This is a genomic window from Microbacterium marmarense (assembly GCF_037204165.1).
Taxonomy (GTDB): domain Bacteria; phylum Actinomycetota; class Actinomycetes; order Actinomycetales; family Microbacteriaceae; genus Microbacterium; species Microbacterium marmarense.
In genome coordinates this window covers 45,973-72,163 of the sequence record NZ_JBBDGL010000001.1, presented here as the reverse complement: position 1 = coordinate 72,163, position 26,191 = coordinate 45,973, and the positions used below count along the sequence as shown (strand labels likewise).

The window sequence follows — 26,191 nt, the reverse complement described above, 5'->3', positions numbered from 1 at the left end:
CCATGACTTTCGCTGAAGACTCAATTCTTGTTTTGCTTGACGTGACGCCCTCGGGCGAGCTCGCCAAGTCGGCTGCCGGTCTGTTGGGTGCGGCAGCCTCGGTGGGCACTCCGGTCGCGTTGGTGGTGTCGGATGCTGATGGTGTGGGCGCTGCGGCGGCTGAGCTGGGTGCCGAAGCGGTGCTTGTTGGCGCGCCGGGCGAGGGGCTGACGGTTCCGGTCGCAGACGCGCTGGCCGCAGCCGCTGACCTGGTGAAGCCTGACGCCGTGCTGGTGTCGCACTCGATCGAGGGTCGCGAGGCGGCCGGTCGGTTTGCGGCGCGCACGCGTTCGGGTATCGCGGTTGACGCGGTTGGTGTCTCGCGCGATGACATCGGTGTGGTCGCGCATCACTCGGTGTATGGCGGCGCGTACAACGTGGAGTCGGCTGTCACGTGGGGTGCCCCGGTGATCACGATTCGTCAGGGCGCTGTCGACGCACGTGCAGAAGCGGTTTCTGGCGCGGATGTTCAGAAGCTCGAGGTGACTGCTTCGGGTCGCCGCGTTGCGTCGGTGAGCAACGTTGACGAAGCCGTGGTGTCGTCGACTCGACCCGAGCTGCGTGGTGCGGTCAAGGTTGTGTCGGGCGGGCGTGGACTCGGCTCGGGTGACAAGTTCGAACTCGTCGAGCAACTCGCTGACGCCCTCGGAGCCGCTGTCGGCGCTTCGCGCGCCGCGGTTGATGCGGGCTACGTGCCCTACGCCGCGCAGGTCGGTCAGACCGGTGTCTCGGTTTCACCGCAACTGTATGTGGCTCTTGGAATCTCTGGTGCGATTCAGCACAAGGCCGGTATGCAGACGGCGAAGACGATCGTTGCGATCAACAAAGATGGCGACGCGCCGATCTTCGAGATCGCTGACTTCGGTGTGGTGGGCGATCTGTTCACTGTTGTGCCGCAGCTGATCGACGCGCTCAACGCGAAGAAGGCGTAACGGCGCATGGCGACGTACGGTCAACAGTTGCGGCGAGGACTGCCGCGCGTGGTGGGCGGCGAACCATGGCCTGCCGCCTCTGACGCACCCGCCGCAGCCGCGGTTGCCGAGCCTGAGGCGCCGAGCGCCGCAACTGACGCACCCGCCGCCCCGGCGGCGACAAGCGTGGCGACCGAAGCACCTTCGACTGCCGCAACAGCGCCCGTTGCTGCCTCGGCTGCGGCGGGGGCTAGCGCGGCAGCACCGACTGCGGGCCGCAGCGTGCGTCGTGGCCTGCCGCGCACGCCGGGCGGCGAGCCGTGGCCCCCCGCTTCGCTTGCCGCCCCTGCATCCGCCACTCTTGCAGAGCCCGCCGCGCCGAGCGGGTCTGCGCCCGGTCCCGCTGCGGGTACTGCCCAGGTGGCGCCCCCGGCTGCTGCCGCCCCCGAGGCACCCGACGCTGAGACACCCGCCCCGGCGCGACCGACCGCACCCGTCGCAGCTGCTCCTGCAGCCGCCGGTGCCGCAATTCGCCGCGGCTTGCCCCGTGTGGCTGGGGGAGAGCCGTGGCCGCCGGCGGGCTTCGCGCCGTCGATGGCTGAGGCCGACGACGTGGCCGGCGCGCCTCGCGAAGATGCGGTCGTGGCTGCATCCGACTCGCAGCCGGGCGACGTGAAAGCCGCTGTTGCCGAGCAACCGCGCACCGCAACCGGATACGACCTCGCAGCGCCGCTTCCGTTCACCCGCACGGTGTGGGAGGGGCGCTACGCCCGCACGCGCACCGCACCGAAGCCCGAAGCGGAGCGCGTCGGACCTTTCACGAAGATTCAGTGGGTCGGTTCGGTCATCGTCGGTGGCTTCGCACTGCTGTTCGCCGCCGCAATGGCCGTGTTTGCCGTCCGGTGGCTGCTCAGCCTCGAGGGCATGCAGAGCTTCATGGCGACGTACCCGGGCGAGTACCACCTTCCCGAAGGTGCGCCGGTTGGCTTTCCGGCATGGCTCGGCTGGCAGCACTTCTTCAACGTCTTCTTGATGGTGCTGATCATCCGATCAGGTCTCACCGTTCGCACCGAGAAACGCCCGACCGCGTTCTGGACGCCGAGAAACAACTCCAAAGGCAAGATCTCTCTCACCCTCTGGTTCCACCAGTCACTCGATATTCTGTGGCTCGTCAACGGCGTGATCTTCATCGTTCTGCTGTTCGTTTCTGGGCAGTGGATGCGCGTCATACCCACCAGCTGGGAAGTGTTCCCCAACGCCCTGTCAGCTGCACTGCAGTACGTCTCACTGGACTGGCCGACAGAGAACGGGTGGGTCAACTACAACAGCCTGCAGCAGATCGCCTACTTCGCAACGATCTTCATCGCAGCACCGCTCGCTGCAATCTCCGGCGCCCGCATGTCGAAGCTCTGGCCCGCTGATGCAAAGGGCCTCAACAAGGCGTACCCGATCGAGTGGGCACGCGCGGTGCATTTTCCGGTGATGCTCTACTTCGTCGCGTTCATCTTCGTGCACGTCGCTCTGGTGCTCTCCACCGGCGCGCTTCGCAACCTGAACCATATGTACGCCGCGCAAGGCTCGGTCGATCCGAACGCGTACGCCGACAACTGGCTCGGGTTCTGGCTCTTCGTCGCGTCACTCGTGGTGATTGCCGCAGCATGGGTGGCAGCACGCCCGCTGGTGCTCGCACCGATCGCGCGCGTGTTCGGCAAGGTCAGCGGCCGCTAGAGGCAGGTTCGCGTCGAGGTTCATTTCGGCGTGAAGCGACTTCGAGAGTCGAAGGCAACGCCCGGGGGCCGCTAGCTGTCGCGCTCGGCAACAGCCGCGGCGTAGCCATCGGCGTATGCTTCGTCAGCGCCGCGGCGAAACATATCCAACTCGGCGGGGCGCACGATTGATCGAGCCCCGGGCAGATCGAGTGGGCCCACCAGGTCGCTGCGCCCGCGCACGATCGCCACGGGCAACCCCGACGCCTTGCCTTTCACGAGCTCGGCTGCCGCGGCGATCTCGTCGGCGACGCACGGCTTGGTCACCACAAGAGGGCGCCCTTCGGCATCGGTCTGACCTCGAAGATCTTCAAATACGTGCACCCCTGCCGCGCCGATCGCGTGATCGGTCTGTCCGTCGCGCCAGGCGCGACCGAGCGTGTCTGTGATCAGCACGCCCACCTCGACGCCGAATCTCTCGCGCAGCTGTTGCGCGATTGCGCGCGCTGAAGCGTCGGGGTCAACCGGCAACAGCAGAATCGTGCCCTCAGGGGTGTTCGACGCGTCTACGCCGGCGGCCGCCGACACGATGCCGAGCTTGTTCTCGACGATGCGCGTGGTGCCAGCCGGCCCCGTGCGCCACGCCACCAGCCTGACAGTCTCTGCCGTGATCGCATCTTCGCGATCGGCGGCGACGACGAAGCGCCCCTCAGCTTTCGAGACGATCTTCGAGGTGATGACGACGATGTCGCCGTTTTCGAGCGACTCGCCGTCGGGGATCGATCCAGAACCGCTGACATCGCCCGAACCGGCGACCGCGCCGATAGCGTCGCCGATCAGCGCAGCCAGATTGGCGCCCGCATCAACTTCGGGCAGGCCAGAGAGCGCCCAAACCTGCAGCATGAAGAATCAGCGAACGAAGCGAACTTCGGTCAGCGTCTCGCCGAGGAACGGTTCGGTATGGGTGGCGCCATCGAGAGCGAAGCCATTGCGGCTATAGAAGGTGTGCGCGCGTGGGTTGTCTTCGGCGACCCACAGGTACATCTCTTCTTCGTCACCTGCCACAGCATCGAAGAGCTTCTTGCCGGTGCCGGTGCCGTGAAACGCATCGAGCAGATAGATGAAATACAGCTCACGGAATCGCGGAGCATCCTTATCGCGCGCGGGTCCCGAGCCGGCAAAGCCGACAATCTCGCCGTCAGCGAGAGCCGCGACCATCTTGAAATCGGGTCCCTGAGCAGCCCAGTGCGTCCAGAGCTCTGCGAGGCGCTTCGGTGATACAGCCTCAAGCGCCGCCTTGCTGATGAGGTGATCGTAGGTCTCGTGCCAGCATGTTGCGTGCACTCGTCCGAGCGCTTCAGCGTCGACGTCCCGCACAGGACGGACGACGATGTCGGTCTGCGTTTCAGCTTCCATGGCCAGACTCTACGCCGGGGTGGGCAAGAGCGGAAATCGAGTGGATGCAACGTGAATATCGTGTAACGAACGGGGTGAGAACCGTGAGTTTTCAGCCGCATCAAATCAACTTCCCGCCACGCTCAGCCCAGACTCCGAGCCGAGTCACGGCTGTCGAAACCCCACAACCGAATCGCGAATTCGCGCAAGCATCACTACGATCGCTCCTCGTGAACGTGATCTGGCGAACAATGCTGACCATCTTGCGCGCGAAAGCGCTGCTGCGTCGTCGCGGTCCGCTTGACCCCACGGTTGTGGGCCGCGTGAAGTTGCGCGTTCTGCCCACCGACATCGACCTGTTGCGGCACATGAACAATGGTCGGTACGCGTCATTGTTCGACCTCGGTCGCTTTGATCTGCTCATTCGCACCGGCGTCTGGGATGTCGTGAACTCTCACGCCTGGTACGCGGTAGTCGCCAGCGAGACAATCACGTTCCGCAAGTCCCTCCAACTGTGGCAGCGCTTCACCGTTGAGACGCGACTGCTCGCCCATGATGAGAAGTCGGTCTACATGGTGCATCGCGCGGTGGTGAAGGGTGAAATCTACGCAGAGATGATCGTGCGCGCACGATTCTTGCGGCGCTCAGGAGGCCTCGTGCCTCACGAGGAGCTGTTCGACGCGCTGCACCGGCCCGACACCCTGCCTCCCCTTGAGCCGTGGATGCTCGAGTGGGCCGCAGCCTCAGCGTTGCCCTCGACTCGCGCCGCGGCGCCCAGCGTCTGGAGCTAGCAAAACTCTCGCTGCGATGACCCGCACCCCGCGCAGCGGCGGACGTAGGCTGTCGACATGGCGAATGATCCTGACCGGCAAGATCCTGATCGGTCCGAACATGGCGACCAAGACGCCGACGCTCTAGAGCCGGCGGGTGCCACTGTTGACAGCGCGGTCGCGCTTGCGCGCCGATGGGTCGACGAAGCGGCAACTGCCGATGTCGACCCCGCCGCACAGCGGCTCGCCGGGGTGCTGAAAGACCCTAAAGGTCTGCCTTTCACACTCGGCTTCGTGGACGGCGTGATGCGACCGGAGTCACACTTCGCGGCAGCATCCCAACTGAACCGGATCGCGCCTTTGGTGCCCGACTTTCTGCCGTGGTATCTGCGCGGCGCCGTTCGTGCGGGCGGGGCAGTTGCCCCCGTGATCGCTACGCCGACGGTGCCAATAGCGCGGCGCGTGCTGCGCGAGATGGTTGGCCATCTCATCGTCGACGCGCGGCCCGAGAAGCTGGCCCCCGCACTCGCGCGAATTCGCGAATCGGGCGCGAGCGTCAACTTGAACCTGCTCGGTGAGGCCGTGCTGGGTGAGTCTGAAGCGAAACGTCGACTCGACGGAATTCACGAGCTTATTCGCCGTGATGATGTCGACTACGTGTCGGTGAAGGTCTCGGCGATCGTCAGCCATGTATCGATGTGGGCCTTCGACGAAGTCGTCAGCACCGTCATCGAGCGGCTGCTGCCGCTGTACCTCACCGCAGTCGACAACGGCACCTTCATCAATCTCGACATGGAGGAGTACCGCGACCTCGACCTGACCGTGGCTGTCTTCACCAGGCTGCTCGCTCACCCGCGGCTTCGGGCGATGGAAGCCGGCATCGTGCTGCAGGCATATCTGCCCGACGCGCAACCAGCCCTCGCCGCCCTCACTGCGTGGGCACGCGTGCGCGTCGACGCGGGCGGAGCACGTATCAAGGTGCGGCTAGTCAAGGGCGCGAATCTCGCAATGGAGAGAGTGGATGCCGCTGTTCACGGCTGGCCACTGGCGACGTTCGATTCGAAACTCGACACCGACGCGAATTATGTGCGCTGCCTCGACTTCGCGCTGCGGCCAGAGAACACCAGCGCAGTGCGAGTCGGGGTTGCCGGCCACAACCTGTTCGACATCGCATATGCCTGGCTGCTCGCCGGCGGCCGAGAAGTGCGAGAGGCTGTCGAGTTCGAGATGCTGCTCGGTATGGCGCAGGGACAAGTCGCTGCGATCTCACGTGACGTCGGAGCGGTGCGACTGTATGTGCCCGTAGTGAAGCCCGATGAGTTCGATGTCGCGATCAGCTACCTCGTTCGCCGCCTCGAAGAGAACGCCTCGAGCGACAACTTTCTCTCGGCAGCGTTCGACCTCGCCGATGATTCGGCCCTCTTCGATCGCGAGCGCGAGCGGTTTATCGCCTCCGTGGCGCGCGCGAACGATGAGAGCCTGCCAGTCGGAGCGCGCCGCATGCAGGATCGAGCGCGCGCTACACGTCTCACCGACACGTCAAAGCACGACAGCCCCAGTCTCTTTCGCGACACGCTCGCCGTTGATTCCGAAGTGATGGACGACGCGACGGTCGATGCTGGCCTGACACAGGCAGTGCTGGGCATCGCACGATCTGCGGCCACAGATGCCGATGAAACCGTTCCCGTGGTGCCACTCGCGGCCGAACAGCGCTTTGGCGCAGACAACTACGTCGAGACAGCGGTGTTCGCGTCGCGCCAAGGCAGCCAGACGGCAGCGGGCGCTCCGGGCTTTGTCAACACCGCCGACACCGATCCCGCGTTGCCGGCAAACCGAGCGTGGGGTCGCGAGATCATTGCCCGCATCGGCGACTCCACCGCCGGAGACGCGACGATCGCCGCCGCGCACGTCGCCGAAGCCGAGCAACTTGATCACATCGTCGCGCACGTCAGAGAAGCCGCCGAGCAGTGGGGTTCGCTTCCCGCCGCCGACCGCGGCGCCGTGCTGCGTGCCGCCGCAAGCGCACTTGAGAGCCGCCGTGCAGAGCTCATTGAAGTGGCCGCGTCTGAAACCGGCAAGGTGCTGGCCGAAGCGGACGTCGAGATCAGCGAGGCCGTCGACTTCGCTCGCTACTACGCCGCAAACGCTCGCGAGCTCGACAGCATGGGCGGCGCACTGTTCGTGCCTGATCGGGTCACCGTCGTGACCCCGCCGTGGAACTTTCCCATCGCGATTCCCGCCGGCGGTGTGCTCGCATCACTCGCAGCCGGATCGGGAGTGGTCTTCAAACCAGCGCCGCAAGCGCGCCGCTGCGCAGCTGTCGTCGCCGAAGCACTTTGGGAAGCGGGGGTGCCGCGAGACGTGCTGGCACTCGTCGACCTCGACGAAGACTCCCTCGGAAAGCAGCTGCTGTCGCACGCGGATGTTGATCGAGTCATTCTCACTGGAGGGTGGGAAACCGCGGCGCTATTCCGCTCCTGGCGGCGCGATCTGCCGATGCTGGCCGAAACCAGCGGCAAGAACGCGATGATCATCATGCCGAGCGCAGATATCGATCTCGCCGTGTCGGATGTGGTCAAGAGCGCTTTCGGTCACGCAGGGCAGAAGTGTTCGGCGGCCTCGCTCGTGATCGTGGTCGGTTCGGTCGGTCGCTCCAAGAGATTTGCGCGCCAGCTGGTGGATGCCACGAATTCCCTTCGCGTCGGGGTGCCCTCTGACCCACGCACCGAGGTCGGGCCGCTTGTAGAGCCGCCTCACGGCAAGCTCAAGTGGGCACTGACCACCCTTGGCACCGGAGAGAAGTGGCTTGTGGAGCCGCGAGAAGTGGCGACGAAAGACGATGCTGGTGACTATGAGGGTCGGGTCTGGTCTCCGGGCATCCGCACCGGCGTGCAACCGGGGTCTCGCTTTCACATGGAAGAGTTCTTCGGCCCGGTGCTCGGCATCATGCGTGTTTCGTCGCTCACTCGGGCCCTCGAACTGCAGAACGCCGTTGACTACGGACTGACGGCGGGCCTTCACACTCAAGACCCCGAAGATCTCGCGATGTGGTTGCGAGAGGTCGAGGCGGGCAACCTCTACGTCAACCGCGGCATCACGGGAGCGATCGTGCAACGCCAGCCATTTGGCGGGTGGAAACGTTCTTCGGTCGGTGCGGGCGCCAAAGCTGGTGGTCCAAACTATCTGCTCGGGCTCGGGTCATGGCGGGCGACATCGGGCGCGGCGACCTCGGCAACCCTGCACTTGCGCGGGCTGGACTCGCGGATTACCTCGGTGATCGAAGCAGCCCAGGCGACGCTCGACTACGAGGCTTTCGAATGGTTGCGACGCGCTGCGCTGTCTGATGCGATCGCATGGGACCGCGAGTTCGGCCGAGTGAAAGATGTCTCGAACTTGGGTGTTGAGCGCAATCTCTTTCGATACCGGCCGGTTCACGACGTCGATGTGCGCGCCACCGCGGATGCATCGTGGCAGGCGCTGCTGCGCATTGCGCTGGCGGGAATTCGAGCGGGCACGCGACTGACAATCAGTGCTCCGGTCGGCCTGCCAGCTGCGGTGCGCCGCGCGCTCAGCGACGAGGATGTTGTCGTTTTCGTTGAGACCCAGGAGCAGTGGCTCGAACGGATGATTGCCAAGCCGAGCAGCGACACTGACGCGTTGAGCGGCATAGCGCCGCGACCGTCGCGCGTGCGCCTGGTCGGAGCCCGAGAGACCGTTTCGGTGTTGCGGCGTGCATTGGCAGACGCAATCGAGGGTGACCCTGATGTTGCGATCTACGACAATGAGGTCACGACCGCAGGGCGCCTTGAGCTGCTCACTTTTCTGCGAGAACAGTCGATCACCATCACAGCGCATCGCTTCGGCAATCCCGACGACTGGTCCGCTGACGTGATCTGATCTACTCGGTGTCAAGAATTCTTGACACCGAGCCGATTGCCCGGTAGCTTTCTTGATGTCAAACATTCCTGACATCAAGGAGTTACTCATGGTTTACGAAGAACGCAACGTCTGGGCGGGCCTCGGCGTCACTGCCATCGCTATGACGGTCTACGTATTCGTCGTCTTTCAGCAGGCTGCCGGCGGTCCGCTCGTCGAGGTCGACTGGTGGCCGATCATGGCGTGGACGATCGGTGCGAGCATCGCAGCATCCATTGTCGTCAGCGTCGTATGGGGCATCTTCGCCGGAATGCGCGACCCCGACGGGGTCGGCAAGTCCGACCAGCGCGACCGCGACATCGCGCACATGGGCGGCAGAGTCGGCCAAGCGTTCATGGTCGTCGCGGGTCTCGGCGTCATCGTGCTGAGCGCGTTCGAAGCTGACTGGTTTTGGATCGCGAACACCATGTTCTTCGGCTTCGCGCTCTCGGCCTTCGTCGGCGGGGTCGCGCAAGTCATTGCGTACCGCCGGGGACTCATCTGATGGTCAAGCCCACCAAGGTCACCAATTCCATTCGCGCGCTTCGCGAGCGATCGAGCATGACCCAGGCAGACCTTGCTCGCCACATCGGCGTGACGCGTCAAACCCTGATCGCGATCGAGCAGGGCAAGTACTCACCAACCCTCGAGCTTGCATTCCAGATCTCGCGTGTGTTCGGCGTGGGACTCGACGATCTGTTTCAGTACCCCGAGGCGGAGGAACAATGAACCCGTTGCCCACGACCATGTCGGCATGGTGTCAAGAGCGGTACGGCGGCCCGGAAGTTGTCGTCCAAGCCCAGATCGACGTTCCGCAGGTGGGGCGTGACGAAGTGCTTGTTCGCACGCACGCTACATCGCTGAACGCGGGTGACATCTATGTCATGCGCGGTGAGCCGCTGGTCTTGCGTGTCGCCTTTGGACTTCGTCGACCGAAACAGCGCGTGCGAGGAATGGATGCTGCCGCGACAGTGGTGGCCTTAGGTGAGCGAGTGACCCAATTCAAGGTCGGTGATGAGGTGGTCGGCGAACTCGCGGGAGGGGCGCTCGCGGAGTATGCCGTGTCAACAGCCTCGCGGCTTGTGCACCGCCCGTCTGAACTCGATGTCACCGTCGCGGCGGCGTTGCCGGTCGCTGGGGGTACCGCGCTGCAGGCTGTCGATCGCGCCGGTGTCGCGACGGGGCAGCGGGTGCTGGTGATCGGGGCCTCAGGCGGGGTCGGAACCTTCGCCGTGCAACTGTGTGCCCAGCGCGGCGCGGAGGTCTGGGCGCTTTGTGGTGAGCGCAATCGCCCTCTGGTCGAGTCCCTCGGCGCGGCCGCCACCTTCGACTACAAGAAGGTGCAACCGGGGGCCACCGAGCTCGGCGAGGCTGAGTTCGACGTGGTTATCGACATCGCGGGCACAGCCAGGTTGCGCGCGCTTCAGCGTCTCGTGCGAGACGGCGGCAAAGTCGTGCTGGTGTCGGGCCAGGGAGGACGTATGCTGGGGCCGCTCGCGCGGTTGACAGCAGCATCCATCATCTCGGTGGGGTCAAAGCGCAAGCTGCTTCCCCTGGCAGCGACTGCAAACCAAGACACGTTGAACAGCCTGGTGGCGCTAGCGACGGCGGGCTCGCTCGCACCCGTGATCGAGCACGTGTCGTCGTTCGATGAAGCCGATGCTGCGTTGGCGCGCGCCGCTGACGGTCATGTGGTCGGCAAGATCGTGGTCACCGTCACGGGTTGACTACCGTGACCCCATACGCGAGTGCTTCTTGGCATCGGGAGTTTCACGACTGTGCGACTCGGCAGCCACGGGCGGCGCGATCGTTCGCTGTACCCGTTGGCCGGTGCGCACAATAGCCCGCAACGGCACACCGATCACCAGGGCGAAAAAGCCGGCAGCCGACCTGTCGAAACTGCCCAGTACGAGCTTTCGCTCCCAGGCATCGCGAATGACGCCACCTCGGCGACGCAGCGGTGGTTTCGGCGCCAGCACACCCTGGTGTCGCAGTGCAACGAGTTCGACGACGCGCGCGGCCCAGTTGTCGTCACGGGCATCATGGAGGTAGTTCTCGCGGGTCCAAAGCCGATTCGGCTGCCGAAAGCGCCGGTGCACGACGTCATCATCACTCCCGTAGAGCCCGCTTCCGTCGAAGACCTCGTTGATGAGTTCGGGTGAGACGCCAAACGAGTCGAGCGCGATCACCGGAACCCCGAGCGCAATCGCCTCGATCGCCGCGGTTGAGCTGACGGTCACCAGCCCCTCTGCAGTCGAGAGGGCGCGACGCATCGGGCCAGTCGATATGACCAGGTTCTCGGGCGCCCCACCCAGTTCGTCAATGAGGTCAGCCAGCGGCAGAGATTCCGAGTGCGTCTGGTGTTCCCCCTTCGCGCCACGGAGCTTGAGCACTACCTGTCGCGAGGGGTTCGCTTTCGCCGCTCGGATGAGCAGTGCGGCGACCTCAAGACGATCGTGGCGCTCGAGCGGAACGATTGCCTGCGCGGCAAAGACCAGATCCGTTCCGCGCGGGTGCGACGTGTCAGCAACTCGCGCTCGTGCCGCGAACGGCAACGAGGCGAGAGCGAATCTGGAATCGAAGTTCTGGGACGACGCCAAGTGAGTGAAGCTGGCGATCTCGCGGTGGGAGTGCAACACGAACAGATCGCATTGTGCGCGAAACAGCAAGGCCTTTCGCGTCGCGGGAATCGAGATGCCGGGAAGCCCCGTGACGATCACCGGACGCGGCTCGATGGTCGCTACCAACCGTGCGATGACCCGCGCAAGGGGCCCACGCGCCGCAACGAGCACGGCATCGGGGGGATCACCGGTGAGTTGCTGGTGAAACGCGTCGAGCGTGAGGCGAGACACCGCGTGTGCAGGCAGACCACTGCCGGCAAGGGCGGCACGTTGTTGCCCGGCACTGACCGCGAGAGGTGTTTCGAGCACGACGAAGCTGCTCGAGAACTGAGCGGGTGCGCCGCCTAGGAGCGCCGCGCCCCACTTGACGTATGAGTCGGTGTCGCCGACGCCGACGACCCGTATTTCAGCCTTGGTGGCGGACGCAGCCCACGTGCTCACGCCGGAACGCGGCGGAGTTTTGCCATGGGAGCAAGTTCGCCGGGGTAGACCCGCTTCACACCATCACCCAGCGCCTCTTCAATGACACGAATGTCGCGCACCAGGTGCTCAAGACCGGTCGGTTCAAGCGACGCAGCGTGATCTGATCCCCACATCGTGCGGTCGAGTGTGATGTGGCGCTCGACGGCGACAGCCCCCAGTGCCACGGCCGCCAGGGAGATCTGCAGGCCGCGCTCATGACCCGAATAGCCCACCGGAACACCGGCAAACCGATCATGCAGAGCCGGAATCATGCGCAGGTTCGCCTCGTTCGGCTCCATCGGATACGTGGAAGTGGCGTGCATGAGGAGCAGGCGACCGGTTCCGAGCACATCGACTGCCGCATCGATCTCGCGGATCGTTGACATTCCGGTCGATAGGATCACCGTCTTGCCCGTGTCTCGCAGCGCACTCAACAGGGCGTGATCGGTCAGGCTGGCCGAGGCGACCTTGTGCGCGGTGACGCCTAGGTCTTCAAGAAAAGCGACGCTCGGTTCGTCCCAGGGAGATGCGAACCACTCGAGGCCGCGCAGCATGGCGTAGTCCGAGATCTCGATGTATTCGTCGCGGCCGAACTCGACGCGGCGGCGATAGTCGAGGTACGACATTGTTCCCCACGGCGTCTCCCGCGGAATGGTTCGCATGTGCTCGGGGGTCGCGAGCTCGGGCGTGCGCTTTTGGAACTTCACGGCGTCAGCGCCGGCGTTCGCGGCAACGTCGATGAGCTGCTTGGCGATCTCGACATCGCCGTTGTGGTTGAGGCCGATCTCGGCGATGACATAGACGGGGCGGCCGCTGCCGACGACACGGTTTCCGATGGTGACAGTCACGAGGTGGACCTTTCGCTGTGGATGGATGCTGACGCTTCGCGCCCGCTCAGTGTGAGATCGGCCAGCTCGCGAACCGCGCCGGATCCTCCCGTGCTCGCAAGAGTGACGCGAGCTGCCGCCAAGACCGCGGGGTGAGCGTCGCGCACGGCAACAGGCCACCCCACGATCTCAAGACAACCGAGATCGTTGACGTCATTGCCGAGGTAGGCAACGCGAGACAAGGCGACACCCGTGGATTCTGCCCACGAGCGCAATGCCGCCGCTTTGTCATCAAGTGCCTGACGCACATCGATGTTCAGCTTTGCCGCGCGAGCCGACACGACCGGATTCTTCTCGGTCGACAGAATCACCATCGGCACGTTCGCGCGGCGCAGCAACGCCACGCCCATCCCGTCAGAGCGACTGACGCGCACCGATTCTTCACCGCGGTCATTCACCACGACGGTGTCGTCGGTGTGCACGCCATCGAAATCGGTAGCGACGGCATCGACATCCATCGGTTCGTTTGCGTCGATGCGCGCGGCGAGCAGACAAGCCATCTCGAGCTCAGCGAGGGTGTCGATCTCGATCGCGGTCTGCTCAGGCACTTCGATGATGCCGATGCTGCCGTAGAAGCGATGGCCGACCGCGACGAATGCGCGCGCGCGCATGACGTAGAACGCTCCGGTCTCGCGGTAGTGCGGCTCCCGATCCTGTCGCCTCGGGCGTGAGTCGACGTCGTGGCCCAGGGCTACAGCGCAGCCGCCATCGCCGCGGTGCCACATGAAGGCGAAACTCTCAACCGCAGAGAAGGCGACGTCGCGCCGGCGTGAGCTCACCACCCGCACAGCCTCGGCAAGCGAGGTCGAGTCGATGAATGGCGACGTGGCCTGCAGAAAGGCCAGAATCTGAACTCCGATACCGCGCGCCTCGAGTTCCGCGAGCGCGTGCAGAAGCGCACTCTCACTCGATGCCTCGTCGCCGGCGATATCGGCGGAGCGCATAACGACGTCCGCGCCCCATTCCCGTGCCACGTCAGCAATCTCGTCGTTGTCAGTAGACACGACAACACGATCAATCTCTGTGCATCGCTGCGCGGCGAGGATTGCGCGCGCGACGAGCGGGATTCCCCCGACTCGGCGAAGGTTCTTTCGCTCGATGCCCTTTGATCCGCCTCGCGCCGGAATGACTGCGACTGTTTCGCTCACGTGTTTATGCCAATCTCGGGGCCTGGGGCGCTGCTGTGCACCCTTGATCCGCTGCCGCGCAGAACGAGCGGCAGGGTCGTGTTGGTGCTGGAGGGCTGACTGAACACATCGAGAGCAGTCGGATGCCCTGCCAGGATGAGTTCGATCGGCAGCGACGTCTGCACGACTGTTACACCTGCGATGGCTTTGACGGCGTCGAGCTGGCCGGGCGTCTCACGGCGGTGGGGAAAGTACTCCACAGCGCCTGCCGCGGCGATGTGGTCGACCCAGCGGATGTAGTGCTCAATGGGCATGCGTCCGTCTACCGGGCGGGCGCTTCCGAGCACGATGCGGTTCTCACGGTGCTGCGCCGAACCCGCGCTCGAGCGCGTCCATTCGAATGAGTGATGACAAACCGAAAAGCCCAAGTTCGTGAGGGCATTCTCGCGGGCGGCCCCCAGATCGAACGCGGTGAAGATCGACGCTCGGCGATCGCGCGCGACTCGTCGCACCGTTTCAAGTGCGAAGGGACGCAGTCGAGTGGTGAGCCCGCGTTCTGCGATACCCGGGCGCGCATAGGGACGCGAGCCGGTGAGACTGTCGGCGAGCGACGTCGTGTTGGCACCGTCATCGAGAAACGTGATCTGTCGCGGACGCAATACTGACGCGGCAAGGCGAAACTGGCCGGAGAAGCCATCGCCGATGAGCCAGTGCCCATGCTGTGACAGCAGCTTCCAAGGAATTCCGAGGTACGGCGCCATCTCGCCGAACCAGGCGCGACGCGCGAGCAGCTCGTCGGCTGTCTCTGACATCTGCGCGGTGAGGCGACCAGCTACGGTCACCGCTCTGCGGTGAGCGGCACCCCACTCGGCGGCGCCGACGAGTTGCAGGGGTGACTCGACCCAAGCCAGCACTGCGTTGGTATCCATTTGTTCCTCCGGTCTCTCGACGATGCGCGATGACGGTGGCGTAGGAGAACCGATGAGGTGTCTTGTCGGCAACGAAACAGTGAACTGCTGACTTTTGGCGCGTTCGCCGCCCGCTGCCGATAGAACGAGACGGGCCACCTTCCCGTGGCAGAATGAACGTGGCGTGCCCGAATCGTTCCCTTCGCTCTTGCCTTGTTACTGAGTGCAATGCGTCGAAGGCCGTCGGGCCCCAGGACAGCGTCCGCCGCCCTTTCGCAAGGAGCACTCATGTCTACGCAGAACGCAGTGTCAGCGCCCGCTGTCGATACCCACGCTTCTCGAGTTCAGCAGCGTCGTACGTATCTGATGTGTCGTCCCGATCACTTCACCGTGAGCTACTCGATCAATCCGTGGATGGAACCGGCTAACCCGACTGACACTGCGCTCGCCGTCAGTCAGTGGCAGAAGCTTCACGACACGTACATCGCTCTCGGTCATGAGGTTCACCTGATTGACCCAATCGCATCGCTGCCCGACATGGTCTACACCGCCAACGGCGGTTTCATCATCGACGGTGTTGCGTACGGGGCGAAGTTTCGTTTCGCTGAGCGGCAGCCCGAAGGCCCCGCCTTCATGGAGTGGTTCGCTGCCAATGGGTTCGCCGTTGCCGACCCGGTTGAGGTGAACGAGGGTGAGGGTGACTTTCTGCTGGTCGGTGATGTGATCCTTGCCGGAACCGGCTTTCGTTCGACCGGCGACAGCCACGGCGAGCTTGGGCGAGTCTTCGGCAAAGAGGTCATCTCACTCAACCTGGTCGACCCGCGGTTCTATCACCTCGACACCGCCATCTCGGTGCTCGACCCCGTTGAAGGGCCGAACGGTGTTGAGAAGGCGAACATCGCCTATCTGCCCGGTGCATTCGATGCCGAAGGGCAGCGCATTCTCGCCGAGCGCTTTCCCGATGCGATCAAGGTGTCAGACGACGACGGTGCGGTGTTCGGCCTGAACTCATCGAGCGACGGTCTCAATGTCATCATCTCGCCACGCGCTAAGGGCTTTGAGAAGCAGCTTCGTGAGCGCGGCTATAACCCGGTGCTCGTCGATCTGTCAGAACTCCTGCTCGGTGGAGGCGGCATCAAATGCTGCACCCTGGAACTGCGACGCTGAACGGAAACGCCATGACTACTCCCTCATTTCACACCGAGGCCCTCCGTGTGATCGACACCGCAGAGACTCACCTCGCCAACAACTACAACCCCCTCGAGGTTGTCGTTTCACGCGGCGAAGGTTCCTGGGTCACCGACATCGAGGGCAAGCGCTACCTTGATCTGCTCTCGGCCTATTCGGCGTTGAACTTCGGACATGGTCACCCGGCAATTCTTGCCGTCGCACAAGAGCAGCTGAATCGACTCACGCTCACGAGCCGAGCTTTTCACAACGACAAGCTCGGCATCTTCGCCCAGGCGCTCGCCGCTTTGTGCGGCAAAGATCTGGTGCTGCCGATGAACACCGGCGCCGAGGCTGTCGAGTCGGGCATCAAGGTTGCACGCGCGTGGGGGTATCGGGTCAAGGGCATCCCTGCGGATGCTGCAACGGTTGTCGTCGCGCACGGAAACTTTCATGGCCGCACGACGACGATCGTCGGGTTCAGCGATGACGCGAGTGCGCGCGATGACTTCGGCCCGTTCGCGCCCGGTTTCGTGCAGGTTCCGTTCGCAGATGCTGCCGCGATCGAAGCCGCGATCGACGACAACACCGCGGCGGTGCTCATCGAGCCGATTCAAGGCGAGGCGGGAGTCATCATTCCTCCCGAGGGCTACCTGCGCGCGGTGCGCGAGATCTGCACCCGTCGCGGCGTGCTCATGATCGCCGATGAGATTCAGGCCGGCCTCGGCCGCGTCGGCACCACCTTCGCGTGCGATCGCGAGCAGGTCGTTCCTGACATGTATCTGCTCGGCAAGGCGCTGGGCGGCGGCATCGTTCCGCTCTCGGCCGTGGTCGCGAACCGGGATGTGCTGGGAGTGATTCAGCCGGGCCAACATGGCTCAACGTTCGGCGGCAATCCGCTTGCGGCGGCGGTTGGGCTGCGCGTGGTCGAGATGCTCGAGTCGGGCGAGTTCCAGACCCGTGCGGCCGCACTTGGTGAACATCTCGAAACCGGCTTGAACGCCCTGATCGGCCAAGGCGTCACCGATGTACGAGTTGCGGGCCTGTGGGCGGGCATCGACATCGACCCCGCGCTGGGCACCGGTCGCGAGATCGCTGAGAAGATGCTTGCTCGCGGCGTGCTGGTGAAAGACACGCACGGCCAGACGATTCGCATTGCGCCGCCGCTGGTGATTCGCGCGACCGAGATCGACTGGGCTATCGAGCAGCTGAGAGTCGTGCTCGCAGGCTGATCAGGTGTGGTTGCCGAATGCTAGGCGACGTTGATGCTGATCTGCTGCCACCCCGTGGCTCCATCGGGCGCGGGCGGCGCGATCGCATCGGTCTGCGTCTCGCCATTGACGTTCGTGGCGCGGCAGCTGATCGTGTGGGAACCGCTCGTGGCCGTCCACGGCATGCTCCACTGCACCCAGGTGTCATCCGAGATCGCGGTAGCAAGTGTCGTTTCGACCCACTCGCCGCCGTCGATCTGCACCTCGACCTTTGAGACCCCCACGTGAGGCTGCCAGGCGACACCAGCAATGACGGTCTCGCCCGCGGGCACACTCTGATTGCGGGTCGGAACGTCAATGCGCGACTGCAGCTTGATCGGCCCGAGTTCTGACCATCCGCGGGTAGACCAGTACGCCTTGTCTTGTTCGAACGTGGTGACCTTCAGCTCGGTCACCCATTTTGTTGCCGACACATAGCCGTAAAGGCCCGGCACCACCATGCGCACCGGAAACCCGTGTTCGATAGGCAGCGGTTCATCGTTCATGCCGATCGCGAGAATGGAGTCGCGGTCGTCGGTGAGAACGCTCAGCGGGGTGGAGGCAGTGAAGCCATCAATCGATTGCGAAAGCACCATGTCAGCGTCCGCCGTCGGCTCGGCACGCGCGAGCAGTTCGCGAATCGGATAGCCGAGCCACTTGGCGTTGCCGATCAGATCGCCTCCCACCGAGTTCGAGACGCACGACAGTGTCGTATAGCTCTCTTCGAGGGGGAGCGCGACAAGGTCGTCCCACGTGATGGTGACCTCTTGCTTCACCATTCCGTGAATGCGCAGACTCCAGCCAGAGGTATCAACCTGCGGAACGATCAGCGCGGTGTCGATGCGGTAGAACTCGGTGTTCGGTGTGATCACCGGTGCCAATCCGCTGATGGCGAGCTCAGCGCTCGTCGAAACCGCAGCGGCGGGAACCGCGGCTGCGGGCAGACCGATGGCTTGGCGCACGGCACTGACGGTGCGTGAACCTGCGCGCACCGCCGAGCCCGCGATGGTTGCGAGCACGCCAGCCGCCGTGGCGGCACCCGCCCAGACGAAGAAGGTGCGGCGATCGGGGTTCTGATCCGCCGTCGCCGGTGTCGCCGCCGTTGCCGCCGCCGTTGCAGAGGTGCCTTGCGAAACCACCGACGGCGCACCGGCGCGTGACGCACGTGCAGCAGGGCTGAGCAGGCGAGTGAGCAGGTGCAGCGCGAGCGCCGCGACTACGCCTGCCACCAGCGACGGCACCCAGGCAAACGGGCCAGCGTCTGCGCGGGTCATCGCTGCGACGACGCCCGTGGCGCCGAAGGCCCCTACCACCACGAGGCCCCACGGCGGAGTGCGTGACTGCAGCCAGCCCGCGAGAGCCGCGAGGGCGACGGCGACGATCGCGATTCCCACGAACAGCGCGACCTTGTCAGCGGTGCCGAACAGAGCGATGGCCGCGTCTTTCGCCCACGAAGGCGCAGCATCCACCAGAGCATCGCCGACCACCGCGAAAGGCGACGACTCTGGGGCGAGCACCCCGGCAGTCAATTCGCCGAGGCCCGCTCCGAGAGTGATTGACGCGATACCCGCGACCCAGGTCAGCGGGTAGGCGGGGCGATCCGCCGGTTGCTTGATTGCCACGTTCACAGCGTAGGTCGGCCAGTAGCGGCTCGCGGCGTGATCGGCCGATTCGTAAGGGTTTCACAAGGTTGCCTACCAGGTCAGATCGATACGTCAAGTGGAAACACATCGGCAACACCTTCGGACTAGGCTCGGCCCATGGGTGATCTCTTCGACGGTTACGGCTCGACTCTCGCGCCGCGCAAGACGCCCTCGGGTGTTCCCGCGTTCGATGAAATGTTTGGCGGTCCGGCGCAGCCGGGCGGCCCAGACCAATCACGCGAGGCCTACCGAGAGCTACATCAGGCGCTCGCACAGATGACACAGGAAGAACTGCGCGGGCGAACTGACTCGCTCGCCAGTTCGTATCTTGCGCAGGGGGTGACGTTCGACTTCGCCGGTGAAGAGCGTCCGTTCCCGCTCGATGCGGTGCCGAGAGTGATCGCGTACGACGAGTGGAAACGCGTCGAAGCAGGTGTGAAGCAGCGGGTGCAGGCACTCGAGGCTTTTCTCGACGACGCCTATGGTCGCCAGCACTGCGTTCGCGACGATGTCTTGCCCGCGGCGCTGATCGCTTCGTCGCAGTATTTCTACCGCCAGGCGGCGGGCATCCAATCCGCCAACGGCGTGCGCATTCACGTGTCGGGTATCGACTTGATTCGAGACGAGAACGGCGAGATGCGCGTTCTCGAAGACAATGTGCGCGTGCCCTCGGGGGTCAGCTACGTCATCTCGAACCGCCGCGTGATGGCACAGACGCTGCCCGAGTTGTTCGTCTCGATGCGGGTGCAGCCGGTGGGCGATTACCCCAACAAGCTGCTCGCCGCGCTTCGCGCCTCGGCGCCGGCTGGCATCGAAGACCCGAACGTCGTCGTTCTCACCCCCGGTGTCTACAACTCGGCATACTTCGAGCACACTCTGCTCGCCCGCTTGATGGGTGTTGAGCTCGTTGAGGGCCGTGACCTCATGTGCATCGGCGGCAAGGTGTTCATGCGCACCACTCGCGGGCCCAAGCGCGTTGATGTGATCTATCGCCGGGTTGACGATGACTTCATCGACCCGTTGCAGTTCCGCGCTGACTCGATGCTCGGCGCTCCGGGCATCATGCTCGCGGCCCGCCTCGGCAATGTGACGATTGCCAACGCGGTCGGCAACGGAGTCGCTGACGACAAGCTGCTCTACACGTACGTGCCCGACCTCATTCGCTACTACCTCTCAGAAGAGCCGATCCTCAAGAACGTAGACACCTGGCGTCTGGAAGACCCGCTGGCCCTCGAAGAAGTGCTCGACCGCCTGCCTGAACTGGTCGTCAAGCCGGTAGACGGTTCGGGCGGCAAGGGGCTCGTCGTCGGGCCGGATGCGTCACCGAAGGAGCTCGACGAGTTGCGCAAACGTCTGATCGCCGACCCGCGTGGATGGATCGCCCAACCCGTCGTGATGCTCTCGACTATCCCGACCCTCGTCGAAGACGGGATGCGGCCGCGTCACGCCGACCTTCGACCCTTCGCTGTCAACGATGGCGATGACATCTGGGTTCTGCCCGGCGGCCTCACTCGCGTGGCTTTGCCCGAAGGGCAGCTGGTCGTCAACTCGAGCCAGGGTGGTGGATCGAAAGACACGTGGATCGTGGGCGGCTCGGCTCCCGGAAGCGTGCAGTATGGGCAAGAGACCACGGCGCCGGATGTGAGCTCGGAGCCGGCGCCACAGACATCGGCGATTTCGATCATCTACCCAGAAGACGTGGCGCAGCACACGTCATCGATCCCGGTCATCTACGACGATCAGCCCGCGGTGAGTCACTCGCCGCAAGACCCATCGCCCGCTACTTCGCAGCAGCAAGAGCAGCAGCAAGAGCAACAGCAGCAACAGCGGCTCGATGCTCGGGCAGAGAGTGGTGAATCATGCTGAGTCGCATCGCCGAAAGCCTGTTCTGGATCGGGCGATACATTGAGCGCAGCGATGGAACAGCACGCATCCTCGACGTGCATCTGCAGCTTCTGCTGGAAGACCCGTGGATTGACGAAGATACCGCGTGCCGATCACTGCTGAACGTGATGGGGTCGGCACCTCCCGCTGGCGTGCAGAAGGTTAACCGCAACGATGTGCTGCAGCGCCTCGCCGTCGATGCAGGAAACCCCGCCAGCATCGCGTACGCCCTCACCGCTTCTCGTGAGAACGCACGCCGCGCACGTGAAATCGTGTCGACCGATCTCTGGGAGACGCTCAACACTACGAACGCTCGCATGCCGCGCCGCTTGCAGATCGATCAGGTGCACGACTTCTTCAAATGGGTGCGCGAGCGCTCAGCCCTTTCGGTGGGACTGGTGGATGCGTCAACCAGCCGCGACGAATCGTGGCAGTTCTTTACGCTCGGCCGAGCCATTGAGCGCACCGACATGACCGCGCGCATGCTGTCGACTCGGTCGTTGACAGAGGTGTCGGGGCCATCGTGGACGACGATTCTTCGCTCGTGCGGTGCATACGAGGCGTATTTGCGTACGTACCGGGGTATTCCGAGCGCGCGCAACGCGGCCGAGTTCTTGTTGCTTGACCGGTTGTTCCCTCGTTCGATCATCTACTCGATTCAGCAAGCCGAGCAGTGCATGCACGCGATCGACCCTCGCAACGATCGTGTTGGCCACTCGAACACGGTGTTGCGTGCACTCGGGCAGATCCGCAATGAGCTGGAGTACCGGCCCATTTCTGAGATCCTCGACGAGGTGCCGCATCACATGCAGCGAGTGCAGACGGTCACCCGCGAAGCATCCGAAGCTGTTCGCGATCGGTTCTTCCCCACGCAAGCTCAGCCGAGCTGGATCGGAGAAATCTCATGAAACGCCTCCGTATCGAGCACGAGACCGGGTTCACCTATCAAGGTGACGTGTCAGCGTCGTACAACGAGGCGCGCATGCTGCCCAGTTCAACCGACAGCCAGTTCGTGCTCACGTCTGCGCTCGATATCGAGCCGTCGACGTCGGTCAACCAGTATGTCGACTACTTCGGCACCCGTGTGGCGTCGTTCGACGTGCTGAACCCGCACAACACGCTCACGCTCACCGCGCGTTCTCTCGTAGAGGTGCGACCCCGACCTCTCGAAGAGCCGGAGATGACGTGGGATGAGCTCAAGCGCGAAGCGTCGCGCCTGATCGAGTCGGTCGAACAGCTGGATCAGACGCCGCGCACGAAGCCTCACCCTGAGGTCGCTGAAATTGCACGCTCGATTGCGTCGCAGCACGAGCGTCCGGGCGATGCCGCCCGTGCGATCGCGGTCGCCATCGGCAACGCGATGAAGTACGTGGGCGGCATCACGGGCGTGCACTCGACTGCTGTCGAAGCATGGGATGCGCGCAAGGGCGTGTGCCAAGACATCGCACACATCACTCTGGGCGCACTCCGCGAGGTGGGCATTCCCGCTCGATACGTTTCTGGCTATCTGCACTCGCGACCCGAAGCGGAGATCGGTGTTCCGGTGGCGGGTGAATCCCATGCGTGGATCGAGTGGTTCGCGGGGGACTGGCAAGGTTTCGACCCGACCAACAACCTTGAGATCACTGACAGTCACGTGCTCGTCGGCCGTGGCCGCGACTACGGTGATGTGCCGCCGTTGCGCGGCGTATACGCTGGCCCCTTCAAGGGCACTCTCCACGTGAAGGTGACCATCACCCGCGAGGCGTGAAGGTGCGCAACTCAGGCGGGGGAGTCGTCAGGGTCTAGCGCCGCGACAGTGGCCTCTTCCGCCGCGTTGTCGGCGTCGAGCTGTCCTTCGGTAGTGTCGTCGCCACCCTTGGGGGAATCGTTCTCGGGGGTTCGGCTCTCATCGCGTCGCTCGTCCATGCACCCACCGTAGGTTGCGTTGAGTCGATGCGACAGGGGCTTGCGCGAGATCAACCAGGCGTATCTAGGAGTTGGATGCTGGCATCGCGGGCGCGGCCAATCGTGTCTGCGCCAGCGCCTGACTTCATCGCGATCATTGCGCCGTCATAAAGAGCGAGGATCAGCTCGGCCTTCGACTCGTGACCGCCGACCATCTGGCTGATCTGTTCGAGCTGCATTGCGCGGTGCTTGCGCACCTGCACCATCGCAGCCTTGCTCTGTGGCACCTCGACCGCAGCGCTCGCAAACGGGCAGCCATGGAAACGTCCGAGCCGCACGTCGTCGGCGAGCTGTTCGAACATTGCGCTCAACCGACGTTGTGGAGTGGGTTCGTCTCGGTTGATCTGTTCCATCCACGCGGTGGCGGCCGTCAGGCCCAACGAAAGATACTCCGCGATGAGCTCGTCTTTGCTGCGGAAGTTGTTGTACAGCGTGGCCTTCGTCACTTGGGCCTGCGATGCCACCCGCTCGACTCCGGTGGCGTTGATGCCGTCTTCGTAGAAAAGCTCGCTCGCGGCTCGAAGCAGACGGTCGCGGGCGGGAACGCGAGGCGCTGTTGCTGTTGGCGAAGTCATGGATTTGATTGTACCGATCGGTTCAGTTATCGTCTAGCTATACCGACCGGTATGGCAAATACTTTTGGGAAATGAGTCTTCATGTCTGAGCAGAACAAGATCGCCGTTGTCATCTACGAACCCGCCTCAGGAGACATCTCCCGCGTTTACCGCGGTCTGAAAACGGCCGCTGAGTTCGTCGAGGCCGGCGACGATGTCGCCATCGTCTTCGATGGATCTGGTGTCGAGGCGCTCGCTGCCCTTACCGACACCTCCAACCCGCTGCACGCCTTGCTCACCTCGCTCAAAGACGACGTTCGCGGTGCGTGCGCCTACTGCGCTACCGGACACAAGGTCAAGGACCAGCTCGTTGCGGGTGGATGGCCGCTACTCGATCAGGCCGCTGGCGAGGCCAGCATTCGTGACCTCGTCAACGAGGGTCGCCAGGTTCTCAACTACTGAGGCGCGTACCTGCTGTCAGGGTGAAGTGACTGAGGGGTGGATGCTGCGGCATCCACCCCTCAGTCTTTGGGTACCTCGGCGTCGTGCGAGCGGGCCAGATTGGCTGTTTGGTCTGCGCCCTGTCGCCGGGCTATCGAGTTGTACCGCCTCCAACTACTCGCCCCAGTTTTTGCACATCTGCTTCCCACGCCGCTTGGCATGTTCCGTCCCACGGTTCGCTTGATGCCTTGGCGTTTTCTCTTGCGCGCTCCGGGCTCCCCATGCCGACAATGACCGAGAGTGCGCTGTACTGCGCCAGCATCCCACGCAGTATGAGTCTCTGCGCGGTGGCACCTCGTGCCGTCGCGAGTGCGGAGAGAGCGGGAAAACGAGACGGTATTGCACCTGCTTGCGATGGGCCGCCGAGGGGTGAGTAGGCAAAGAAGACCAAGCCGAGGTCTTCGGCGCGGCGCACCTCGTTTGCAGAGTCGCCCGCGACGAAGCGGTTCTGAACAGCAGTCAGCTGGCAGACAGTCGACGCGTCGTCGACCTGCGTCATCGACGCGTTGGATATCCCGATCGAACCAATTTTGCCCTCGACGCGGAGCTCTTCGAGTGTGCCGAATGCGTCGACGAGATCGAGCGGCCCATCTGCGCGGTGAAGAAAATAGAGGTCGAGCCGCTCTCGACCTAGCGCGCGAAGACTGCCGTCAACATCTTTACGGAGTCGCGCTGGGGAGTTGTCGACGCCCCAGCTGTTGTCGCCGGTGCGGAAGTGCCCTCCCTTGGTCATGATGAAAGCGTCCTCGCGTCCGCGTAGCGCCGACGCGATCAGCGACTCATTGTGAAAAGGATCGTTGACTGTAGCGTAGGCGCGAGCGGAATCGAACACTCGAATGCCCGCCTCGTACGCTGCGCTCACAGTCGCGCTCGCGTTGGCGTCATCTCGAACGGCTGCGGTCGAGAATCTACCGCAGCCTTCTGCCACTTGCTGTCGAAGTTCAGGGGCGTATGTCGTTGCCATTCTTGAATTCCATTCCAGTCATTCGGGCCCGACTACCGGGGGAGTGCACCACGAGTGACGCCGCTCTTCTCGCGCATCAGAGTGATAGGCGGCTCTGTGTCGGATCCAACGAACGACCACAGCTCGTGTTGGTTGGGAAAGGGATCTTCGAAGTAGGCCAGCCACTCCTCGAGCTTCGAGTGCAGCTTGTCTTGGATTTCACCGGTCCCAGGCCGCCCTGGAAGCGAGGTGTGGCCAAAGAGGTTGTCTAGTTGATTGGGGTCATCGACTCGATGGAAGAGCGTGTCCATCCGGCGAAGAAGAACGGTGCGGCCGACGTCGGACTCGGGGTGCGGTTCGGTGCCGTCGGATCTATCGATGTTCTCAGTCGAGTAGGTCCACTCTTTCGTGTAGACGCCGCGCCAAGGTGTGGTGAAGTAAAACAGTGGAGCTGATTCCACGGCGTCATCATCGCCCTCAAGAATCTCCGCCGAGAGGTTCTTGCCGTGCACGTGCTCTGGAACCTCAAGACCCATCAGGCCCAGGAGGGTGGGCATGAGGTCGATTGTTCCGACGATCAAGTCGGAGCGCCGCGGTTCGACGCGTCCGGACGGCAGCGTAACGATCAACGGCACTCGCGCCGAGACATCTTCGGGACTCGACTTGTGCCAATGGTTGTTGAAGGCGCCAAAGGTCTCGCCGTGGTCACTCGTGTAGACCAGGATGGTGTTTTCGCGTAGCCCCTGCTCATCGAGAGCTGCCAGGATGCGCCCGACGTTAGCGTCAACTTCGCTACACAGTGCGAGGTAACCCTGCGTCATCAGACGAGTGCGCTCATTTACGGGCACTGTTGGGCGCAGCGTCAGCGCGTCGCGATCATAGATGTCCTTAAACTCTTCCGGCGCGTCGAACGACGTGTACTTCGCATCGTCTCCGCCGTTGTGGTTGTGGGGCGCGTGAAACGATACGAAGAGTGTGAAGGGTTCATCAGGTGTCTGCTCATGAATGAACTGCACGGCCTGATCGGTCTGGCCTTCAACCTCCCAGCCGCCGAAGAGGACCTTCTCATCGCCGTCCCAATAGAAGGCATTGTCGGGGTCGTAGTTGACCGCGCAGTTGTTGGACAGGAACGTGTCGTCGAATCCGTGGCGATCAGGCCCCGCGGGGATGGGGCGGTTTCTGTCGCCGCCGTACAGATGCCACTTGCCGACGTAGCCGTTTCGGTACCCAGCGTCACGAGTGACTTCGGCGAATGAGTCACCGAGGTTGGTCGCAAGACGACGATCGTTCGTGAAGCAGTTGTTCCAGAGCGGATGCTGCCCCGAGATCAGCATGCTGCGGGCAGGGGTGCATACGGGTGAGTTCGACACTGCGTGATCGAACAGCAGACCTTCTGCTGCGAGCTGATCGAGATAGGGCGTCTTCACGTCGCTGAGGCCGTACGCGCCGAGCATGTCGCGCGATTGTTGATCGGAGAAAATGAACACGAGGTTCGGTCGTTGCGGAGATACCGCACTGGATGTGGGTGCTTGTTGTTCAGCAGTGAACCGGTTCATATGCC

The 26,191-nt window shown here is 63.7% G+C and carries 24 protein-coding genes; 13 read left to right on the top strand and 11 right to left on the bottom strand.

Going from position 1 to position 26,191, the window contains the following annotated elements; all coding sequences use genetic code 11:
• Positions 1-2: 2 nt before the first annotated feature.
• Positions 3-971, top strand: a complete 969-nt coding sequence (locus tag WDU96_RS00295; protein ID WP_337336487.1) for an electron transfer flavoprotein subunit alpha/FixB family protein — start codon at positions 3-5, stop codon at positions 969-971.
• 6 nt (positions 972-977) lie between these two features.
• Entirely contained in the window at positions 978-2,678 is a 1,701-nt protein-coding gene (locus tag WDU96_RS00290) for a cytochrome b/b6 domain-containing protein (RefSeq protein ID WP_337336486.1), read from the top strand.
• 71 nt (positions 2,679-2,749) lie between these two features.
• Here the strand turns inward: WDU96_RS00290 and cofE are convergent, their stop codons facing one another.
• The gene (cofE, locus tag WDU96_RS00285; RefSeq protein WP_337336485.1) at positions 2,750-3,559 is read right to left on the bottom strand and encodes a coenzyme F420-0:L-glutamate ligase; all 810 of its coding nucleotides are present in this window, start codon (positions 3,557-3,559) and stop codon (positions 2,750-2,752) included.
• A 6-nt stretch (positions 3,560-3,565) separates the two neighbouring features.
• Positions 3,566-4,072 (bottom strand): GNAT family N-acetyltransferase, encoded by a 507-nt coding sequence (locus WDU96_RS00280; protein WP_337336484.1) that lies wholly within the window; start codon positions 4,070-4,072, stop codon positions 3,566-3,568.
• 209 nt (positions 4,073-4,281) lie between these two features.
• Here WDU96_RS00280 and WDU96_RS00275 point away from each other — a divergent pair, with 209 nt between their 5' ends.
• Genes WDU96_RS00275 through WDU96_RS00255 form a run of 5 tightly spaced genes read left to right on the top strand, consistent with a single transcriptional unit; the run spans position 4,282 to position 10,463 of the window.
• On the top strand, positions 4,282-4,842 hold the full coding sequence (locus WDU96_RS00275) for a thioesterase family protein (RefSeq protein ID WP_337336483.1): 561 nt from the start codon (positions 4,282-4,284) through the stop codon (positions 4,840-4,842).
• A 57-nt stretch (positions 4,843-4,899) separates the two neighbouring features.
• On the top strand, positions 4,900-8,718 hold the full coding sequence (locus WDU96_RS00270) for a proline dehydrogenase family protein (RefSeq protein ID WP_337336482.1): 3,819 nt from the start codon (positions 4,900-4,902) through the stop codon (positions 8,716-8,718).
• Positions 8,719-8,773: 55 nt separating this feature from the next.
• Positions 8,774-9,241: a hypothetical protein gene (locus tag WDU96_RS00265; RefSeq protein WP_337336481.1), complete on the top strand. Its 468-nt coding sequence runs from the start codon at positions 8,774-8,776 to the stop codon at positions 9,239-9,241.
• Positions 9,241-9,465, top strand: a complete 225-nt coding sequence (locus WDU96_RS00260) for a helix-turn-helix transcriptional regulator (protein ID WP_337336480.1) — start codon at positions 9,241-9,243, stop codon at positions 9,463-9,465. The genes WDU96_RS00265 and WDU96_RS00260 overlap by 1 nt, the downstream gene beginning before the upstream one ends.
• The gene (locus WDU96_RS00255; protein ID WP_337336479.1) at positions 9,462-10,463 is read left to right on the top strand and encodes an NAD(P)-dependent alcohol dehydrogenase; all 1,002 of its coding nucleotides are present in this window, start codon (positions 9,462-9,464) and stop codon (positions 10,461-10,463) included. Before WDU96_RS00260 ends, WDU96_RS00255 begins: the two co-directional genes overlap by 4 nt.
• Here WDU96_RS00255 and WDU96_RS00250 read toward each other — a convergent pair whose 3' ends face one another.
• The 4 genes from WDU96_RS00250 to WDU96_RS00235 are packed head-to-tail and all read right to left on the bottom strand — an operon-like array spanning position 10,464 to position 14,762.
• A complete protein-coding gene (locus WDU96_RS00250; RefSeq protein WP_337336478.1) occupies positions 10,464-11,798 on the bottom strand; it encodes a DUF6716 putative glycosyltransferase in 1,335 nt (444 codons plus the stop codon).
• Positions 11,795-12,667 (bottom strand): N-acetylneuraminate synthase family protein, encoded by an 873-nt coding sequence (locus WDU96_RS00245; protein WP_337336477.1) that lies wholly within the window; start codon positions 12,665-12,667, stop codon positions 11,795-11,797. The genes WDU96_RS00250 and WDU96_RS00245 overlap by 4 nt, the downstream gene beginning before the upstream one ends.
• Entirely contained in the window at positions 12,664-13,854 is a 1,191-nt protein-coding gene (locus WDU96_RS00240; protein ID WP_337336476.1) for an acylneuraminate cytidylyltransferase, read from the bottom strand. Before WDU96_RS00240 ends, WDU96_RS00245 begins: the two co-directional genes overlap by 4 nt.
• The gene (locus WDU96_RS00235; RefSeq protein WP_337336475.1) at positions 13,851-14,762 is read right to left on the bottom strand and encodes a hypothetical protein; all 912 of its coding nucleotides are present in this window, start codon (positions 14,760-14,762) and stop codon (positions 13,851-13,853) included. Before WDU96_RS00235 ends, WDU96_RS00240 begins: the two co-directional genes overlap by 4 nt.
• A 267-nt stretch (positions 14,763-15,029) precedes the next feature.
• Here WDU96_RS00235 and ddaH point away from each other — a divergent pair, with 267 nt between their 5' ends.
• Together ddaH and rocD are read left to right on the top strand one after the other, a co-directional pair.
• Positions 15,030-15,908 carry a dimethylargininase gene (gene ddaH, locus WDU96_RS00230; protein ID WP_337336474.1) on the top strand — a complete coding sequence of 293 codons (879 nt, stop codon included), beginning with the start codon at positions 15,030-15,032 and terminating at the stop codon, positions 15,906-15,908.
• 11 nt (positions 15,909-15,919) lie between these two features.
• Positions 15,920-17,140: an ornithine--oxo-acid transaminase gene (gene rocD / locus WDU96_RS00225; protein WP_337336473.1), complete on the top strand. Its 1,221-nt coding sequence runs from the start codon at positions 15,920-15,922 to the stop codon at positions 17,138-17,140.
• Positions 17,141-17,160: 20 nt separating this feature from the next.
• Here the strand turns inward: rocD and WDU96_RS00220 are convergent, their stop codons facing one another.
• Complete coding sequence (locus tag WDU96_RS00220) at positions 17,161-18,780, bottom strand: molybdopterin-dependent oxidoreductase (protein WP_337336472.1); 1,620 nt, start codon at positions 18,778-18,780, stop codon at positions 17,161-17,163.
• 138 nt (positions 18,781-18,918) lie between these two features.
• Between WDU96_RS00220 and WDU96_RS00215 the strand changes: the two genes are divergently transcribed.
• From WDU96_RS00215 to WDU96_RS00205, 3 genes are read left to right on the top strand one after another with little or no spacing between them, the layout of a single operon-like run.
• Positions 18,919-20,667, top strand: coding sequence for a circularly permuted type 2 ATP-grasp protein (locus tag WDU96_RS00215; RefSeq protein ID WP_337336471.1), 1,749 nt, complete (start codon positions 18,919-18,921; stop codon positions 20,665-20,667).
• Entirely contained in the window at positions 20,661-21,593 is a 933-nt protein-coding gene (locus WDU96_RS00210) for an alpha-E domain-containing protein (protein WP_337336470.1), read from the top strand. The genes WDU96_RS00215 and WDU96_RS00210 overlap by 7 nt, the downstream gene beginning before the upstream one ends.
• A complete protein-coding gene (locus tag WDU96_RS00205; RefSeq protein WP_337336469.1) occupies positions 21,590-22,435 on the top strand; it encodes a transglutaminase family protein in 846 nt (281 codons plus the stop codon). Before WDU96_RS00210 ends, WDU96_RS00205 begins: the two co-directional genes overlap by 4 nt.
• Positions 22,436-22,446: 11 nt before the next feature.
• Here the strand turns inward: WDU96_RS00205 and WDU96_RS00200 are convergent, their stop codons facing one another.
• Both WDU96_RS00200 and WDU96_RS00195 read right to left on the bottom strand, forming a co-directional pair.
• A complete protein-coding gene (locus WDU96_RS00200; protein WP_337336468.1) occupies positions 22,447-22,593 on the bottom strand; it encodes a hypothetical protein in 147 nt (48 codons plus the stop codon).
• Positions 22,594-22,643: 50 nt separating this feature from the next.
• The gene (locus tag WDU96_RS00195; RefSeq protein ID WP_337336467.1) at positions 22,644-23,207 is read right to left on the bottom strand and encodes a TetR/AcrR family transcriptional regulator; all 564 of its coding nucleotides are present in this window, start codon (positions 23,205-23,207) and stop codon (positions 22,644-22,646) included.
• A gap of 81 nt (positions 23,208-23,288) precedes the next feature.
• Here WDU96_RS00195 and WDU96_RS00190 point away from each other — a divergent pair, with 81 nt between their 5' ends.
• Positions 23,289-23,648, top strand: a complete 360-nt coding sequence (locus WDU96_RS00190; RefSeq protein WP_337336466.1) for a DsrE family protein — start codon at positions 23,289-23,291, stop codon at positions 23,646-23,648.
• A gap of 130 nt (positions 23,649-23,778) precedes the next feature.
• On the opposite strand, the gene WDU96_RS00185 is transcribed toward WDU96_RS00190, so the two are convergent.
• Both WDU96_RS00185 and WDU96_RS00180 read right to left on the bottom strand, forming a co-directional pair.
• The gene (locus WDU96_RS00185) at positions 23,779-24,651 is read right to left on the bottom strand and encodes an aldo/keto reductase (protein WP_337336465.1); all 873 of its coding nucleotides are present in this window, start codon (positions 24,649-24,651) and stop codon (positions 23,779-23,781) included.
• A gap of 32 nt (positions 24,652-24,683) precedes the next feature.
• Positions 24,684-26,186 carry a sulfatase family protein gene (locus WDU96_RS00180; RefSeq protein WP_337336464.1) on the bottom strand — a complete coding sequence of 501 codons (1,503 nt, stop codon included), beginning with the start codon at positions 26,184-26,186 and terminating at the stop codon, positions 24,684-24,686.
• Positions 26,187-26,191: the final 5 nt, after the last annotated feature.

Excerpts from the sequence above, each read along its gene's own strand:
- WDU96_RS00295 (WP_337336487.1), top strand. The coding sequence starts at position 3 with ATGACTTTCGCTGAAGACTCAATTCTTGTTTTGCTTGACGTGACGCCC.
- WDU96_RS00290 (WP_337336486.1), top strand. The coding sequence starts at position 978 with ATGGCGACGTACGGTCAACAGTTGCGGCGAGGACTGCCGCGCGTGGTG.
- cofE (WP_337336485.1), bottom strand. The coding sequence starts at position 3,559 with ATGCTGCAGGTTTGGGCGCTCTCTGGCCTGCCCGAAGTTGATGCGGGC.
- WDU96_RS00280 (WP_337336484.1), bottom strand. The coding sequence starts at position 4,072 with ATGGAAGCTGAAACGCAGACCGACATCGTCGTCCGTCCTGTGCGGGAC.
- WDU96_RS00270 (WP_337336482.1), top strand. The coding sequence starts at position 4,900 with ATGGCGAATGATCCTGACCGGCAAGATCCTGATCGGTCCGAACATGGC.
- WDU96_RS00265 (WP_337336481.1), top strand. The coding sequence starts at position 8,774 with ATGTCAAACATTCCTGACATCAAGGAGTTACTCATGGTTTACGAAGAA.
- WDU96_RS00260 (WP_337336480.1), top strand. The coding sequence starts at position 9,241 with ATGGTCAAGCCCACCAAGGTCACCAATTCCATTCGCGCGCTTCGCGAG.
- WDU96_RS00255 (WP_337336479.1), top strand. The coding sequence starts at position 9,462 with ATGAACCCGTTGCCCACGACCATGTCGGCATGGTGTCAAGAGCGGTAC.
- WDU96_RS00235 (WP_337336475.1), bottom strand. The coding sequence starts at position 14,762 with ATGGATACCAACGCAGTGCTGGCTTGGGTCGAGTCACCCCTGCAACTC.
- ddaH (WP_337336474.1), top strand. The coding sequence starts at position 15,030 with ATGTCTACGCAGAACGCAGTGTCAGCGCCCGCTGTCGATACCCACGCT.
- rocD (WP_337336473.1), top strand. The coding sequence starts at position 15,920 with ATGACTACTCCCTCATTTCACACCGAGGCCCTCCGTGTGATCGACACC.
- WDU96_RS00215 (WP_337336471.1), top strand. The coding sequence starts at position 18,919 with ATGGGTGATCTCTTCGACGGTTACGGCTCGACTCTCGCGCCGCGCAAG.
- WDU96_RS00210 (WP_337336470.1), top strand. The coding sequence starts at position 20,661 with ATGCTGAGTCGCATCGCCGAAAGCCTGTTCTGGATCGGGCGATACATT.
- WDU96_RS00205 (WP_337336469.1), top strand. The coding sequence starts at position 21,590 with ATGAAACGCCTCCGTATCGAGCACGAGACCGGGTTCACCTATCAAGGT.
- WDU96_RS00200 (WP_337336468.1), bottom strand. The coding sequence starts at position 22,593 with ATGGACGAGCGACGCGATGAGAGCCGAACCCCCGAGAACGATTCCCCC.
- WDU96_RS00195 (WP_337336467.1), bottom strand. The coding sequence starts at position 23,207 with ATGACTTCGCCAACAGCAACAGCGCCTCGCGTTCCCGCCCGCGACCGT.
- WDU96_RS00190 (WP_337336466.1), top strand. The coding sequence starts at position 23,289 with ATGTCTGAGCAGAACAAGATCGCCGTTGTCATCTACGAACCCGCCTCA.
- WDU96_RS00185 (WP_337336465.1), bottom strand. The coding sequence starts at position 24,651 with ATGGCAACGACATACGCCCCTGAACTTCGACAGCAAGTGGCAGAAGGC.
- WDU96_RS00180 (WP_337336464.1), bottom strand. The coding sequence starts at position 26,186 with ATGAACCGGTTCACTGCTGAACAACAAGCACCCACATCCAGTGCGGTA.